The sequence below is a fragment of the Bacillus cereus group sp. BfR-BA-01347 genome (assembly GCF_022663835.1).
GTDB classification, from domain to species: domain Bacteria; phylum Bacillota; class Bacilli; order Bacillales; family Bacillaceae_G; genus Bacillus_A; species Bacillus_A thuringiensis_K.
In genome coordinates, this window is record NZ_JAKUGG010000027.1 from 18,143 (window position 1) to 33,301 (window position 15,159).

A 15,159-nucleotide genomic window follows, 5' to 3' on the forward strand; every position below is an offset into this window, starting at 1 on the left:
TGGATTATTACAAACCGGTTTAACTCCTTTATAAAGTATGAAACGCGTTTCCTGTCAAAGATATTTCAAAAAAATAATCCGTTATGCGATTATACACATAACGGATTAAGATTAAACTGTAGAGCGTTCCACAAGTTCGTATGGAATTTCCAGCTTTTCTTGTTTAGAACTCTCGTCATTCACTTTTCTATGCAACATTTCAAAAGCAGTTTTCCCTATCTCCTTTAAATTTTGATCAATAGTTGTCAATTGTAACACTTGCGAGATAGGTTGATTATCAAAGCCAATAATCGCTAAATCCTCAGGAACTTGAATCCCTAGTTTTTCAACCTCTGTCATAACCCCAATCGCAACTTCATCACCTGCTACTATTAATGCTTCAGGAAGATCCTGTATCTCTTTTAACTTATGAGCCACTTTTACACCATCTTCTAGTGTAAAACATTCTGTAAAAATCCATTCTTCATTAACCTCTTCGTCTATAGATTGCAATCGCTGTTTATAAACATCAAAACGCTTTTGACTACTCGGCCCTAATTTTCTTCCCGTACAATAACCAATTTTTTTATAACCTTTCTCAATCAAATAATCCATTCCTAATTGAAAGGCCGCTGAATGATTCGTATATACACTTGAGATGTTTGAAATATCATTATCTTCACAAGCAATTATTGTGCCGTAAGAAGCATACGGTTCTATCGTTTCCCAATCATTTGCACGTGAACAAATAATAAGACCATCCAATTGTTTTGTTTTTAACATATGTAAACTTTTCATTTCTTCTTTTTTATTATAATTCGTTTGGCAAAGTAACACTCTGTAATTATGAGTTAACGCAATCTCCATCATTCCGCTCACCATCGCATCAAAACACGGATGATTAATATACGGTAAAATCACACCAACAATATTCGTCTTTCCTTTTGATAAATGAACAGCATTTGCGTTTTGCGAGTAATTCAATTTCTCAACTATCTCTATAACCGCTTTCCTTTTTTCTTCACTTACATATGGGTGATCATTCAACACTCTCGAAACAGTCGTAACTGAAACTCCCGCTATCTTTGCTATATCTTTAATATTAGCCATACACTCACCTCTATCTTTAACTTAATGAATCTCATGAACATATGTCAAATCTTCTTATCATTACACCTTCATTCGTTTCTCTTACAAAAGTGTAATTTTTCTGTAAGCTAATTCGATAGTGACTTTCCGCAACATTTCATACAATTAAGTCAGAAACAAGGTAACAACCATTCGAAAAGGAGCGGATTAATATGATGAACAAAATGAAAACGAACAATTTCTTACATACAATGGGCATGGTATTTTCCGCTCTTATCGACGCAAAAGCTGTTGCTTCTACATTAAACAAGTAAGGAGAATATATTATAAATAACATCACTTTTAACAAATTAGATTTTTTAGGACTAGCTAGTGGCTCTCTTCTTCTTACTGCTTTTATTTACGCCGCTACGCTTGTATAACTTTGTGTCCCCTTTCCCCTTTATTATAAATAGTAATAGAAAAGACGACCGTCTATGCCCGGTCGTCTTTTCTTATTTTTGATTTGATTGCAAAGCTTCTTTTAACTCCTCAAACTTCTCATTTAATTGATCTGTCATCATTTTCATAGCGGTTTTTCGATCTATTTGTTCTCCAGCCTCAATTTGAATCGGATCTCCAAAAATCAATTGTGCCTTTTTCCCCTTTATTAATTCTTTTACACTTGATGGACCAACATAAGCTGCCGGCACTAAAGGTACATTAGAACGCATCGCAATTGTCACAGCACCCGCTTTTAATGAAACATCTTCCGCTGATCTCGTTCCACTCGGAAAAATCCCTACTACCTTTCCTTCTTTTAATAAACGTGATGGAATTTTAAGTGTACTCGGTCCCGGATTCGCGCGATCTACAGGGAATGCATTTACATTTTTAAAGAACCAATTTTTGAATTTCCCTTCAAATAATTCTTTTTTTGCCATGTAATGAATCTCTGTTGGGTACATCCCTGTAGCTAACATTAATACATCCATAAAACTTGTATGTGTACACGCAACAACATACGGACCACCTTCTGGTAGCTTTTCTCTTCCTTGCACTTCTACTTTCCCAGCTGTTTTAAATATATATTTCAACAAAAATGTAATTGGTTTATACATTTATTTCGTTCCTTTCTAAACATCCGAAGTATAATCATATTCTTACAACAATTATAACACTAAGTTTTAGGAGTTGGTAATAAAAATAAGTATGAATTGTTAAATTTCAATTCTTACAAAAGTGTAATTTTCTTGTAAGCTAATTCGATAGTTACTTCTCACTATATTTCATACAATTAAGTCAGAAACAGGGCAACAACTATTCGAAAAGGAGTCGATTGATATGATGAACAATATGAAAACGAACAATTTCTTAAATACAATGGGCATGGTATTATCAGCTCTTTTCGACGCAAAAGCTGTTGCTTATACATTAAACAAGTAAGGAGAACTCATTATGAATAACATCACTTTTAACAAATTAGACTTTTTAGGATTAGCTAGCGGCTCTCTTCTTCTTACTGCTTTTATTTACGCTGCTACGCTTGTATAACTTTGTGTCCCCTTTCCCCTTTATATAGAAAAAGACGACCGTCTATGCCCGGTCGTCTTTTTAATTTTTTCTTTCTTTCAATTCTTTTAAAAGCTGTATCAGCTCAGCTTGTTGTTTTATCTTTTTACGACCATTTCGATTAATTGCTGCAAGCTCACAGGCAACTCCCACGGCGAAGAAAAACAATAAACTTTCTAACATGTAAAATCCTCCATTTGCCTATTAAACAGCTTGACGTAATTGTTCTTCTTGTAAAACTCTCTTATTTATATTTTCTTCTTTTCTCTGACAAACGTTATTGCGAATAAGCGCTGCAATAACAAGTACAGTCCCTATAATATCAAACATTGTGATTTGATACCCTTGCATCATCATAATAGCTAAAGTCGTAATTGGTACAAAATTAATAAATAAAATCCCATTAATGGATGATAAAATTTTCACACCATAGTTCCAAGCAAGTAGCGCTACAATACCTGGCAATGTCATCATAAATAACAAATCATATTTCACAATAGAAATCGTTCCCATACTCGGAACTGAAATATATCCAAGCGACGTAATAATTACCGTTATAATCGCTGTAACAGTCGTACCGAATACACACGTCAACGTAGAATAACGTAATGTTGACCAATCACTACAAGTTTGACCACCCATCGTATAAATAACCCAGCCTACAACACCAATAAATATAAATGCTAATGGGAACATATTATCTTTCAATGTTACAAAGAAACTCATGTCACCTTTTGTAATAACAAACACAGCTCCTACAAAAGCAATAACCATACTCGTTATCATATACTTCTTCGGTTTTATATGCTTATATCCCCATAAAATACAAATAGAAATCATCGGCATAAGTGCTTCCATAATGGAAGCTACCATTACACCCGACTTACCCATCAACATTTGCCCTAAAAATATGAGGACATTATATACTGTAAATGCCATCGTTCCAAAAAAGACGAGTAACTTTCCTCTTCCCTCTAAACGAAATGCCTGTTTTCCTTCTTTCATTAACAACAATACAATCAGCATTATCGCCACTGCTCCATAGCGAATAAGCGAAAAATAAAATGGATCTATGTATTCTAGCGCATGATCAGCAACTGGAAACATCGCTCCCCATGACATACTCGCAATTAAACACGCTAAAGCCCCTATTATCATTTGACCTCTCCTCACCGCAATCCCCCGTTTCTTTCTATTTGCACAAAGAGAATTGTAAAAGAAAAAATATATCACGTAAAATGATTCAAAATGATGTTAACTATCATTTATAATGATAGTTAACATCAAGGGGGATTACAAAATGGAATTACGAGACTTACAAATCTTTAAAAGCGTTGCCGATCAGGGGAGTGTAAGTAGCGCAGCAAAGGAATTAAATTATGTACAATCAAATGTAACTGCACGTATTAAACAACTAGAAAACGAATTAAAAACCCCACTCTTTTACCGCCATAAACGAGGAATGACTTTAACAGCTGAAGGAAGAAAAATGCTCGTTTATGTTAGTAAAATTTTGCAAGATGTCGACGAACTAAAACAAGTATTTTTAGATAGCGAAACACCTTCTGGTATATTAAAAATCGGTACAGTCGAAACAGTAAGTACACTGCCTACCATTTTATCTTCTTACTATAAAAGCTATCCGAATGTCGATTTATCATTACAAGCGGGTCTAACAGAAGAATTAATTAGAGAAGTACTTGATCATCAATTAGATGGCGCCTTTATATCAGGTCCTATTAAACATCCACTAATCGAACAATACGATGTTAGTACAGAGAAATTAATGCTTATAACACAAAATAAAGCCTTTCATATAGAAGAATTTACAACAACGCCTCTACTCGTTTTTAACCAAGGATGTGGATACCGCTCCAAACTAGAACGTTGGCTTAAAGATGAAGGTTTGCTACCAAAAAGAATTATGGAATTCAATATATTAGAGACAATATTAAACAGTGTTGCACTCGGTCTCGGAATTACACTCGTACCACAGTCTGCTGTCCATCATCTTTCTAAAGCAGGTAAGGTACATTGTCATGCAATCCCTGAAAAATACGGCAGTATTTCAACGGTTTTCATACGCCGTAAAGATAGCTATATGACAAATTCAATGCGTAGTTTTTTAAAAACAATTGAAGACCATCATCATATCAATATGCTGTGAAAGACATTCTTACATGAATGTCTTTTTTTCTTACAAAAGTGTAAGTCTTTCGTAAGCTAATTCGATAGTTGCAAGTAGCCATATTCCCTATAATTAAGACATAAGCAGGGCAACAACAATTCGAAAAGGAGCGGATACGCATGATGAACAATATGAAATCAAATAAATTTTTAAATACAATGGGCATGGTGCTATCCGCACTTGTCGATGCAAAAGCTGTTGCAACTACATTAAACAAATAAGGAGAGATTATAATGAACAACATTACTTTCAACAAATCAGACTTTATCGGACTTGCAAGTGGAGCTACTCTTCTTACGGCTTTCATTTATACACTTGCTCAAGGTCTTGTTTAACACTTTGTTTCCCCAAACCCCTTTATATATAGAAAAAGCTGCTCGTCTTATAGACAAGCAGCTTTTTAGTTTGTCCCGCTTTAATGGGCAGTAAGACCCCCACCTCGAAATTCAGCGAAAGCAAAGAAGTTAGGTGGGGATCAGGCTGCCCATTAAAGTCCGATTGGTGAGGGCTAATAATCAGTGGGTGATGAAGAACCCCCCCACTGATTAAAGTTTCACTTTATTTCATATATAATTTGACCCGTTTTCGTAATATCATATCCTCCAATCGCATTTAATTCATTATGAAATTCTTCCGATTGCAGAATGTCTTTCACAACTTCAATCAGCTCTTCATTTTCTTTATTCTTCAAAATTACTAAATCATACTGTTCTTTCATGATCGGAATAAAGTCCACATTTACAATTTGCGAAAACTTTTCTGAACCTACTCCTACATCAGCTTTTCCATTTGCAACTTGCGTGGCAACACCAAGATGATTCGATTCTTCCCATTCATATCCACTAATATCAGCTTTATTTAATTTTTGGATTCGTAATTGTTCATCCACTAACACTCTAATACCAGAACCCTTTTCTCGATTCACAAACTTTATAGTGGACCCGGATATGTCAGCCCATGTCTTTATTCTCTTCGGATTTCCTTTTCGGACATAAAATCCCACATTTCTGGACAATAAATTAATCATAATACATGGCTGTCCTATTAAAATGCGTTTTACGTAAGGAATATTATATGTACCCGTTTCACCATCAAACAAATGCAAACTAACGATACTTCCTTCTCCTTGATACATTTTCACCAAACTTGTTAAGCTACCTTGATACGCTCTTAAAACATTAGAACTTGGCAAACGATTTTCTATACGTTTAGCTAACATATCTAACGTTAGTTCTTGACCACTAATAATACACGTGTTCAAGTTACTACTACCATCGTTTTTTACAGGATTAACTTGTACCTTTCCTGTTTTCATTTGCTTTATATATTGATCTAAATCTGCTGCATCAATGCGCATCTGTCTACCAACTCTATAAGAAGGAAGTTCTCCTTTTTTAATTAAGTCGTATACAGTTAATTTCGATACTTTTAATCGCTTTGCTACTTCTTCCGTTGTGTAGGAATGATGATCCATAGACGATTCCTCACTTTCTCCTTTCATTGTAACAAAGAAAAGAATATTTCTCCTATTTTTAAAAAATAGATATATGTTCAAATTATATTCAATTATAACTAGTTATATTTAGTTATATTTAGTTATAATTAGATGTATCAAAATGAAAGGGTATTTTTTTATGAATAAATTTATATTACGTTCCATCGGGGCACTTATACTTTCTTTCCTTCTTATATTTAGCGCTGCTTGTACAAGTGGGGAAAAGCATACAAATTCAGCTGCTAAAGAGGATAAAACAGTTGAACTGACTATCTCAGCTGCTGCAAGCTTACAAGATGCATTAAAAGAAATCGAAAAACAATATAAAGAAAAAGAGCCAAATATCAAACTTTCTTTTAACTTCGGTGCTTCTGGAGCACTTCAACAACAAATTGAACAAGGTGCACCTGCTGATTTATTCTTCTCAGCAGCAGAAGATAAATTCCAAACCCTTGTAAAAAAAGGATTCATTAATGAAAAAGAAGGGAAAAATCTTCTTGGAAATGAACTAGTTCTAGTCATCCCTAAAGATAGTTCTCTTACAAAATTTCAAGATTTAAAAGATGAGAAAATCAAAAAAATTGCACTTGGTACACCTGAATCTGTACCTGCTGGCAAATATGCAAAGGCTTCTCTAACACACGAAAACCTTTGGAATGATGTTCAAAATAAAGTCGTATTTACAAAAGATGTTCGCCAAGTGTTAACATATGTAGAAACAGGGAATGTCGATGCTGGTATCGTATACAAAACAGATGCTCTCATTTCGGATAAAGTAAAGATTGGTGAGACAGCAGCAGCTACTTCTCATGAGCCAATCCACTATCCTTTAGGTGTTATAAAGGAATCTAAACATAAGAAAGAGGCGACCTCATTTTATGAGTATTTGCAGTCAAAAGATGCACAATCTATCTTTAAGAAATATGGATTTACAGTCCTGTCGTAATTACTATGAGCATTGATGCTATTTTATCGCCTGTCTTTCTATCTTTAAGAGTAGCTGCGTGTGCCACTATTCTCGTTACAATTTTAGGGACAATTGTCGGGCGAGCACTAGCTCGCTCCTCATGTCGATATAAAGTACTATTAGAAACCATATTTTTATTACCAATGGTACTTCCACCAACTGTTATCGGCTTCTTTCTCATTATCATCTTTGGAAACAACAGCCCGATCGGAAAGTGGATTGAATCATTATTTCAGCAGTCTATTATGTTCACATCTACTGCTGCGATCATCGCTTCTACAGTTGTTGCATTTCCGCTTATGTACCAATCAGCGAAAACAGGGTTTTCTATCGCAAATGTACAAATTGAAGAAAGTGCTCGTGACCTTGGCGCAAGTGAATATCAAGTTTTTCTACACGTTACACTTCCACTCGCATTTCCCGCATTACTAAGCGGGATGATTTTGAGCTTTGTCCGCGCACTCGGAGAGTTTGGTGCTACACTTATGTTTGCCGGGAACATTCCTGGTAAAACACAGACAATCCCAACTGCAATTTACATGGCTATTGATGCAAGTAATATGCAACTCGCCTGGACACTTGTAGTTATTACTATCGGTATGTCACTCGTATTTCTACTATGTATTCAACTTATTAATAAAAGAATCACTAACTCTTAAAGCAGCTTTTGTCAAAGCTGCTTCTTTATTTCTTAGGAAATAAAATATACCAATGGGAAATAACTGAATTTTACCTCTTATTAAAATAGACATTTTATTTGAATTCACTTTCTAAAATAGGCAATTTCCTGTTATTATATGGAGGTGTTTCAAAAAATGAAGAAATGAAAACGCATTTATATCGTGAATTCTTCATCCTGTTTTAGCGATCGGTAATCTTCTACTCTATTAGTGGTGCATTACCGATCGTTAGAACGATATGTAACTATATTGGTATAGCAAACCGAAGGGAGTCTTGTAATGGACATTTTATTAGCGCTTCTTCCTGCAATTGCATGGGGAAACATCTTATTAGTAAGCGTAAAAATGGGCGGTGGTGCATATAGCCAAACGGTAGGTATGACAATCGGTGCTCTATTCTTCGCAACAATTATGTATGTATTTACTCAACCAGCTTTAACAATGACAATCTTAATTGTTGGTTTTATCTCAGGTTTATTCTGGGCTTTAGGACAAGTAAACCAATTAAAAACAGTTGAAAAACTAGGTGTTTCAACTACTGTAACGATTTCTACTGGTATGCAACTTGTTGCAACTTCTATCTTTGGGGTTATCGCTTTCCGTGAGTGGACTACTACGACAACAATCATTCTGGGAACGATTGCAATCCTATTAATCGTAGTTGGTGTTGTATTCACATCATTAGATGATAAAGAAAATGCTCAGCCACCTGGACAATTGAAAAAAGGACTTCTTACTTTAATTGTTTCTACTTTCGGCTATCTTGTATATGTAATAATTATTCGTTGGTATAATATTGATGGTTGGTCTGCTATCTTACCACAAGCAGTTGGTATGTTTGTTGGTGCGGTTGTACTGACGTCTAAACATAAACCATTTAACAAATATGCAATCCGTAATGCTTTGTCTGGTTTACTATGGGGAACTGGAAACTTATTCTTACTTCTTTCATTACCACGTGTTGGAGTAGCAACAAGCTTCCCATTATCTCAAACTGGAATCGTTATCTCAACATTCGGTGCGATTGTATTCTTAGGTGAAAAGAAAACAAAACGTCAATTGATCTTTATTGCACTAGGTAGTGTTTTAATTATCGGCGGCGCTGTATTACTTGGTATGACAAAAGCATAATCTTATATTCTATTAGTAAACCCCTGAAGCATATATGCTTCAGGGGTTTTTCAATTCTAATTATTTTCTAGATATAGTTATTTTTATGTTCTTGTCCCTTATAATTGCTCTTCCACTCTAGCAAACCAGCTACACATATAAAGAGATTAATAACAGTTAATATTAGCATGATGTATAAACCAATATAAGGAATAGCTCCTTCCTTTACCATGAATTTCCGCCTTCTCATTATCCATTCCATCTACGGTAAGTCTTTTCTTTTTACAAAATTCTCTTAAAGATGATATCGTTTTTATAACATATCTCTACTAGAAAGGAATAAAGGATATGCTAACTAAACATCGAATTTTATTTATTGGTGCTGGTCGTATGGCAGAAGCTATATTTTCCGGATTACTTAAAACAAGCAAAGAATACATCGAAGAAATTATCGTTTCTAACCGAAGCAACGTAGAAAAGCTAAAGCAATTACAAGGGCGATATGATGTGTCTACTACAACAGATTGGAAGCAGCATGTTACATCTGTTGATACGGTTGTTTTAGCAATGCCACCTTCTGCTCATGAAGAGTTATTAGCTGAGCTATCTCCGTTACTATCAAATCAACTAGTCGTAACAGTAGCAGCTGGCATTGGACCATCTTATTTAGAAGCTAGACTCCCAAAAGGCACGCCTGTTGCTTGGATTATGCCTAATACAGCTGCTGAAATTGGAAAGTCTATCTCCTTATATACAATGGGACAATCAGTAAACGAGATACATCAAGAAACCCTGCAACTACTTTTAAAAGGTATTGGTACTTCGCAACTTTGTACTGAGGAAGAAGTTCATCAGCTTACTGCAGTTACTGGAAGTGCACCAGCCTTCCTTTATTACTTTGCTGAAAGCTTAATTGAAGCAACAAAAAGTTATGGAGTCGATGAAGAAACCGCAAAACATCTTGTCATTCAAATGATTTCTGGCTCTGCTTCTATGCTCGAACAAACGCAAAATCCAGCTAACCTCCGCGAACAAGTAACAACGCCAGGTGGTTCCACAGCTGAGGGTCTCAAAACTTTATACGAGTATAATTTTTCAGAGGCAATTCAAAAAGCAGTAGAAGCAACAAACAAAAAAGCTAGGGGGAAATAATATGATTTTAACAAGTTTAAAAGACTATACAACATTACATAACGGTGTAAAAATGCCTTGGTTTGGTTTAGGTGTTTTTAAAGTAGAAGATGGTTCAGAAGTAATTGATTCTGTAAAAGCAGCAATTAAAAATGGCTACCGCAGCATCGATACTGCAGCAATCTATCAAAATGAAGAAGGCGTTGGACAAGCGATTCGTGAATCCGGTGTTTCACGTGAAGAATTATTTATTACCTCAAAAGTATGGAATAGCGATCAAGGATATGAAACAACACTTCAAGCATTTGAAACTACATTAGAGAAATTAGGTCTAGAATATTTAGATTTATATTTAGTACATTGGCCTGTAAAAGGGAAATATACTGAATCATGGAAAGCATTAGAAAAACTTTATAAAGATGGTCGTGTTCGCGCTATCGGTGTGAGTAATTTCCACATTCACCACTTACAAGACGTATTTGAAATTGCTGAAATTAAGCCAATGGTCAACCAAGTGGAATACCACCCACGTTTAGCACAAGAAGAGTTACATGCATTCTGTAAAGAACATAATATCCAGCTTGAAGCTTGGTCACCATTAATGCAAGGACAACTACTAGATAATCCAACGTTACAAGAAATTGCGACAAAATATAATAAATCAACTGCGCAAATTATTTTACGCTGGGATTTACAAAACAAAGTTGTAACAATTCCTAAATCAATTAAAGAACATCGCATTATTGAAAATGCAAACATCTTCGACTTTGAATTAAGTGCTGATGATATGAAAGCAATTCAAGCTTTAAATGAAGATCGTCGCGTTGGTCCAGATCCAGATAACTTTAACTTCTAGTAGAAAAACCACTGCCATATGCAGTGGTCTTTTTATTTAAGAAAACTGAAAATTTAAACTATATTCCATTCAGTTGACACTTCATTATTCAAGGTGTAAGATTTTGAATTATCAAAGAAACACAAAAATTAATAAAATTTATTCGTTTACTCATTGTATCAAGAGAGGTGGAGGGACTGGCCCTTTGAAACCTCGGCAACAGGTTCATTTTGAATACTGTGCCACTTCCTGCAAGCTTTATGCTTGAAAGATAGAATGAGGGACTTCGTTTATATACGGGTGCATAACTTGTACGTAAAAATCCCTCTTTCTCAATATGAAAAGAGGGATTTTTTATTTTTCATTTCCCTCATCATCATCCAAACTTAATTATTTAGGAGGAAAATCAAATGAAAAAGAAGTTTGTACCCGGTATTGCATCAGTTGTAGGAGTAAGTATTTTATTAACTGGTTGCGGTAGTTATAAAAACGAAGCAAGCGGAGCAAATGCAAAAGACGAGGCACCTAGTAAACAGGTTTTAAACTTATCTTCACCTACTGAAATACGAACAATGGATACGGCTCGTGCTACAGATACTGATTCTGGTCAAGTAATGAGAAACGTATTTGAAGGTTTGTATAATCTTGGTGAAGGTAACAAACCTGTTCCTGGTGTTGCAAAATCTCATGAAGTAAGTGGCGATAAAACGAAATACACATTCCATTTGCGAGATTCAAAATGGTCAAACGGCACTCCTGTTACAGCTAAAGATTTTGTGTTCGCTTGGCAAAGAGCCGTAGATCCAGCAACAGCCTCTGAATATGCATTTCTATTCTTTGATATTAAAAACGCAACAAAAATTAACAACAAAGAACTTCCAGCCGACCAACTTGGTGTAAAAGCAGTTGATGACCATACGTTTGAGGTAGAATTGGAGCGTCCTGTTCCGTATTTTATTAGCTTAACAGCGTTCCCAACATTTCTACCAATTAACGAGGAATTCTTTAAAGCACAAGGTGATAAGTACGCTTTAGAAGATAATACAATCTTGTACAACGGAGCTTTTACACTAAGCGATTGGAAGCACGAACAAAGCTTTAAATTCAAGAAAAACCCTACCTATTGGGATAAAGATACTGTCAAACTAGAAGAAATCAATTTTAACGTCGTAAAAGAAAAATCAACAGAAGTAAATTTATTCGAGTCAAAACAATTAGATCGTATAAAACTAACATCTGACTTCGTCGATAAATATAAAAAGGATGCTAACTTTAAAGAACGTCCAAACGTAGGCGTACAATTTTTACGTATGAATCAACAAAACAAAGTGCTTCAAAACGTTTCTGCACGCCAAGCAATTGATCAAACAATTGATAGAAAATCCTTTGTAAATACGTTATTAAATGATGGATCTACACCAACATTTGGCCTCGTTCCAAAAAACTTTGCAAAAGGACCTGAAGGAAAAGACTTCCGTACTGCAAACGGCGATTTAACAAAAGTTGATACAAAATCTGCACAAGAGTTATGGAAAAAAGCTAAACAAGAGCTTGGTTCGGAAAAGATAACATTAGAATTATTAACGAGTGATGCTGACCTTGATAAGAAAACTGGTGAATTCTTAAAAGGACAACTAGAAAAGAATCTAGATGGATTAACAGTAAATATAAAACCGCAACCGCGTAAGCAACAAGTTTCGCTTTTATTAAAAGGTGACTACGAAATCGGAATTGATGGCTGGAGCCCTGACTTTGCGGATCCAATTACATTCCTTGAGCTATTTACAACGAATAACCCTTATAACTTAGATCATTACTCTAATAAGGAATTCGATGAAACAATAGCAAAAGTGAAAACAACTTTAGCTGGTGATGAAAAAGCTCGCTGGGAAGCATTACTAGCATCCGAGAAAATATTATTTAAAGACTCTGTTATCGCTCCTCTTTACCAAAAAGGCGAATCTTATTTAGAACGTTCTTATGTGAAAGGAATTGTGCAAGTAGACTTTGCAGGTCAATTAAACTTCAAGTGGGCAAAAATTGAAAAATAAAGTGAAACTTTAATAAGTGGGGGGTTCTTCATCCCCACTTATTATTAGCCCACACCAATTGTTTTTTTAGCAAAATATATTAAAAATAGGTTCTCTCACACATGAGAATCTGCTTTTTTAATATATTATTCTAAGAAATTAACAATCTATTTTTACTATTGACATATAGTTCTTTCCAGTGATAATATTCTAAATAATCAAATAAACAAAATATTTCACCATCAAAATATAATGTCTACTACGTTGAAACACATAACGATAGATTATAGTTCAACATGTATATACATATAGAACACATGATTACCTATAAACAAATATTTATAATAGGTTTTATCTCCTTCTATAGCCACTTCAAGACACGGACATTATGACGTTACGAACAACACATTTAGGGAGGAACGAACAATGAAGAAAAAAGTTGTACCTGTTGTTGCATCTGTTTTAGGGGCAAGTCTATTACTAACTGCTTGCGGGGGAAATAAAGATAATGCAAGCGGAGCGAAAGCAAACGATAAAGCACCTGATAAACAGGCAATTAACTTATCATTCGCTTCAGAAATTCCAACAATGGATGTTGCAAAAGCAACGGATGGGGAATCCATGAACGTAATGCGCAATGTTTTTGAAGGGTTATATGCAATGGGAGAAGATAATAAACCGGTTCCTGGCGTCGCTGAGTCGGTTGACATTAGTCCCGATAAAACAAAATATACATTCCATCTGCGTGATTCAAAATGGTCAAACGGTACTCCTGTTACAGCAAAGGACTTTGCCTTCGCTTGGCAACGTGCTGTAAATCCTAATACAGCAGCTGAATACGCATTCTTATTCTTCGATATAAAGAATGCGAAACAAATAAACCAAAAACAATTGCCAATTGATCAACTAGGGGTCAAAGCTGTTGATGACAAAACGTTAGAAGTACAACTAGACCGTCCTGTTCCCTACTTCTTAAGCTTAACGACATTCTCAACATTCTTACCAATTAATGAAGAGTACTTAAAGTCTCAAGGCGATAAATATGGTTTAGAAACAAATCATTTAATTTACAACGGTGCTTTCACATTAGAGAACTGGAAACATGAACAAAGCTTCCAACTGAAGAAAAACCCTAACTATTGGGATGCTAAAACTGTAAAATTAGAAGAAATCAACTTCAATGTCGTTAAAGATAAGTCTACAGAAGTGAACTTATATGATTCAGGACAAATTGATCGTGTTGCTTTAACTGCAGAGTTTGTTGATAAATATAAAAGCGATCCAAACTTCAAGGAACGCGCTGAAGTCGGCATTCAATTTTTACGACTAAATCAGAAAAATGAAACATTAAAAAATCAACATGCACGCCTTGCTATTAACGGCGCAATGAATAAAAAAGCTTACGTAGAAACAATCTTAAATAACGGCGCTGTTCCAGCTGAAGGAATGGTTCCTGCGAAATTTGCAAAGAGCCCAGAAGGCAATGACTTCCGTAAAGAAAATGGAAATCTAGTCAAGGATGATGTGAAAACAGCGAAAGAAAATTGGAAAAAAGCAAAACAAGAACTTGGTACTGACAAAGTAACAATCGAACTATTAACAAGTGATAATGCTTTAGCTAAAAAGACTGGTGAATATTTAAAAGGTGAATTAGAAAAAAACTTAGATGGATTAACAGTGAATTTAAAACCGCAACCACGCAAACAACAGTTGAAACTACTATTAAGTGGTGACTATGAAATTGGTATTGACGGGTGGGGCCCTGACTTCGCTGATCCAATTACATTCTTAGATTTATTTACAACAGATAGTGCTTATAACTTCGATAAATACTCTAACAAAGAGTACGATGAGCTAATTCATAAAGTGAAAACAGATTTAGCTGGCGATGAAAAAGCACGCTTTGAAGCAATGAAGCAAGCTGAAAAAATTCTATTACAAGACGGTGCTGTCGCTCCTTTATACCAACAAGGTCGTTCTTACCTACAACGCTCTTTCATTAAAGGGCTTGTAACAACTGACTTCGGCGGTGAATTTAACTACAAGTGGACAGAAGTTGCAAAATAATAAAATAAAAAGGTATCCAATCACAGGATACCTTTTT

17 protein-coding genes and 1 riboswitch are annotated in these 15,159 nt (G+C 35.1%); of the genes, 11 read left to right on the plus strand and 6 right to left on the minus strand.

Annotation, left to right across the window (positions count from 1 at the left end):
• Positions 1 to 111: 111 nt before the first annotated feature.
• Positions 112 to 1,089, minus strand: coding sequence for a LacI family DNA-binding transcriptional regulator (locus tag MR143_RS27530; protein WP_001273890.1), 978 nt, complete (start codon positions 1,087 to 1,089; stop codon positions 112 to 114).
• A gap of 305 nt (positions 1,090 to 1,394) precedes the next feature.
• On the opposite strand from MR143_RS27530, the gene MR143_RS27535 reads away from it, so the two are divergent.
• Entirely contained in the window at positions 1,395 to 1,490 is a 96-nt protein-coding gene (locus tag MR143_RS27535) for a DUF3948 family protein (RefSeq protein ID WP_001060007.1), read from the plus strand.
• Between the two features lie 72 nt (positions 1,491 to 1,562).
• Here MR143_RS27535 and MR143_RS27540 read toward each other — a convergent pair whose 3' ends face one another.
• Complete coding sequence (locus MR143_RS27540; protein ID WP_000277769.1) at positions 1,563 to 2,168, minus strand: lysophospholipid acyltransferase family protein; 606 nt, start codon at positions 2,166 to 2,168, stop codon at positions 1,563 to 1,565.
• Between the two features lie 337 nt (positions 2,169 to 2,505).
• Between MR143_RS27540 and MR143_RS27545 the strand changes: the two genes are divergently transcribed.
• Positions 2,506 to 2,601, plus strand: coding sequence for a DUF3948 family protein (locus MR143_RS27545; RefSeq protein ID WP_001060007.1), 96 nt, complete (start codon positions 2,506 to 2,508; stop codon positions 2,599 to 2,601).
• Positions 2,602 to 2,661: 60 nt separating this feature from the next.
• Here the strand turns inward: MR143_RS27545 and MR143_RS27550 are convergent, their stop codons facing one another.
• The gene (locus MR143_RS27550) at positions 2,662 to 2,802 is read right to left on the minus strand and encodes a YrzO family protein (RefSeq protein ID WP_000894065.1); all 141 of its coding nucleotides are present in this window, start codon (positions 2,800 to 2,802) and stop codon (positions 2,662 to 2,664) included.
• A gap of 21 nt (positions 2,803 to 2,823) precedes the next feature.
• Entirely contained in the window at positions 2,824 to 3,792 is a 969-nt protein-coding gene (locus MR143_RS27555; protein ID WP_016119004.1) for a DMT family transporter, read from the minus strand.
• Between the two features lie 127 nt (positions 3,793 to 3,919).
• Between MR143_RS27555 and MR143_RS27560 the strand changes: the two genes are divergently transcribed.
• Both MR143_RS27560 and MR143_RS27565 read left to right on the plus strand, forming a co-directional pair.
• Positions 3,920 to 4,786, plus strand: a complete 867-nt coding sequence (locus MR143_RS27560; protein ID WP_000423031.1) for a LysR family transcriptional regulator — start codon at positions 3,920 to 3,922, stop codon at positions 4,784 to 4,786.
• A 254-nt stretch (positions 4,787 to 5,040) separates the two neighbouring features.
• Positions 5,041 to 5,142, plus strand: coding sequence for a DUF3948 family protein (locus MR143_RS27565; protein ID WP_001060018.1), 102 nt, complete (start codon positions 5,041 to 5,043; stop codon positions 5,140 to 5,142).
• Between the two features lie 218 nt (positions 5,143 to 5,360).
• Here MR143_RS27565 and MR143_RS27570 read toward each other — a convergent pair whose 3' ends face one another.
• On the minus strand, positions 5,361 to 6,281 hold the full coding sequence (locus MR143_RS27570) for a substrate-binding domain-containing protein (RefSeq protein ID WP_002163819.1): 921 nt from the start codon (positions 6,279 to 6,281) through the stop codon (positions 5,361 to 5,363).
• A gap of 160 nt (positions 6,282 to 6,441) precedes the next feature.
• Between MR143_RS27570 and modA the strand changes: the two genes are divergently transcribed.
• The 3 genes from modA (at position 6,442) to MR143_RS27585 (ending at position 9,080) form a co-directional block, all read left to right on the plus strand.
• Positions 6,442 to 7,248 (plus strand): molybdate ABC transporter substrate-binding protein, encoded by an 807-nt coding sequence (gene modA, locus MR143_RS27575; protein ID WP_001031844.1) that lies wholly within the window; start codon positions 6,442 to 6,444, stop codon positions 7,246 to 7,248.
• 5 nt (positions 7,249 to 7,253) lie between these two features.
• Positions 7,254 to 7,928, plus strand: coding sequence for a molybdate ABC transporter permease subunit (modB, locus tag MR143_RS27580; RefSeq protein WP_000020521.1), 675 nt, complete (start codon positions 7,254 to 7,256; stop codon positions 7,926 to 7,928).
• 300 nt (positions 7,929 to 8,228) lie between these two features.
• Positions 8,229 to 9,080 carry a GRP family sugar transporter gene (locus tag MR143_RS27585; RefSeq protein WP_000353544.1) on the plus strand — a complete coding sequence of 284 codons (852 nt, stop codon included), beginning with the start codon at positions 8,229 to 8,231 and terminating at the stop codon, positions 9,078 to 9,080.
• 67 nt (positions 9,081 to 9,147) lie between these two features.
• Here the strand turns inward: MR143_RS27585 and MR143_RS27590 are convergent, their stop codons facing one another.
• The gene (locus MR143_RS27590; RefSeq protein WP_000237841.1) at positions 9,148 to 9,291 is read right to left on the minus strand and encodes a hypothetical protein; all 144 of its coding nucleotides are present in this window, start codon (positions 9,289 to 9,291) and stop codon (positions 9,148 to 9,150) included.
• A gap of 116 nt (positions 9,292 to 9,407) precedes the next feature.
• Between MR143_RS27590 and proC the strand changes: the two genes are divergently transcribed.
• From proC to MR143_RS27610, 4 genes are all read left to right on the plus strand, one after another.
• Complete coding sequence (gene proC / locus MR143_RS27595) at positions 9,408 to 10,211, plus strand: pyrroline-5-carboxylate reductase (RefSeq protein WP_000956275.1); 804 nt, start codon at positions 9,408 to 9,410, stop codon at positions 10,209 to 10,211.
• Position 10,212: 1 nt separating this feature from the next.
• Complete coding sequence (locus tag MR143_RS27600) at positions 10,213 to 11,046, plus strand: aldo/keto reductase (protein ID WP_000604198.1); 834 nt, start codon at positions 10,213 to 10,215, stop codon at positions 11,044 to 11,046.
• A 152-nt stretch (positions 11,047 to 11,198) separates the two neighbouring features.
• A riboswitch (SAM riboswitch) is annotated at positions 11,199 to 11,303 on the plus strand.
• 132 nt (positions 11,304 to 11,435) lie between these two features.
• Positions 11,436 to 13,076, plus strand: a complete 1,641-nt coding sequence (locus tag MR143_RS27605) for a peptide ABC transporter substrate-binding protein (protein ID WP_000726474.1) — start codon at positions 11,436 to 11,438, stop codon at positions 13,074 to 13,076.
• Positions 13,077 to 13,481: 405 nt separating this feature from the next.
• The gene (locus tag MR143_RS27610) at positions 13,482 to 15,122 is read left to right on the plus strand and encodes a peptide ABC transporter substrate-binding protein (protein WP_000731089.1); all 1,641 of its coding nucleotides are present in this window, start codon (positions 13,482 to 13,484) and stop codon (positions 15,120 to 15,122) included.
• Positions 15,123 to 15,159 lie beyond the last annotated feature (37 nt).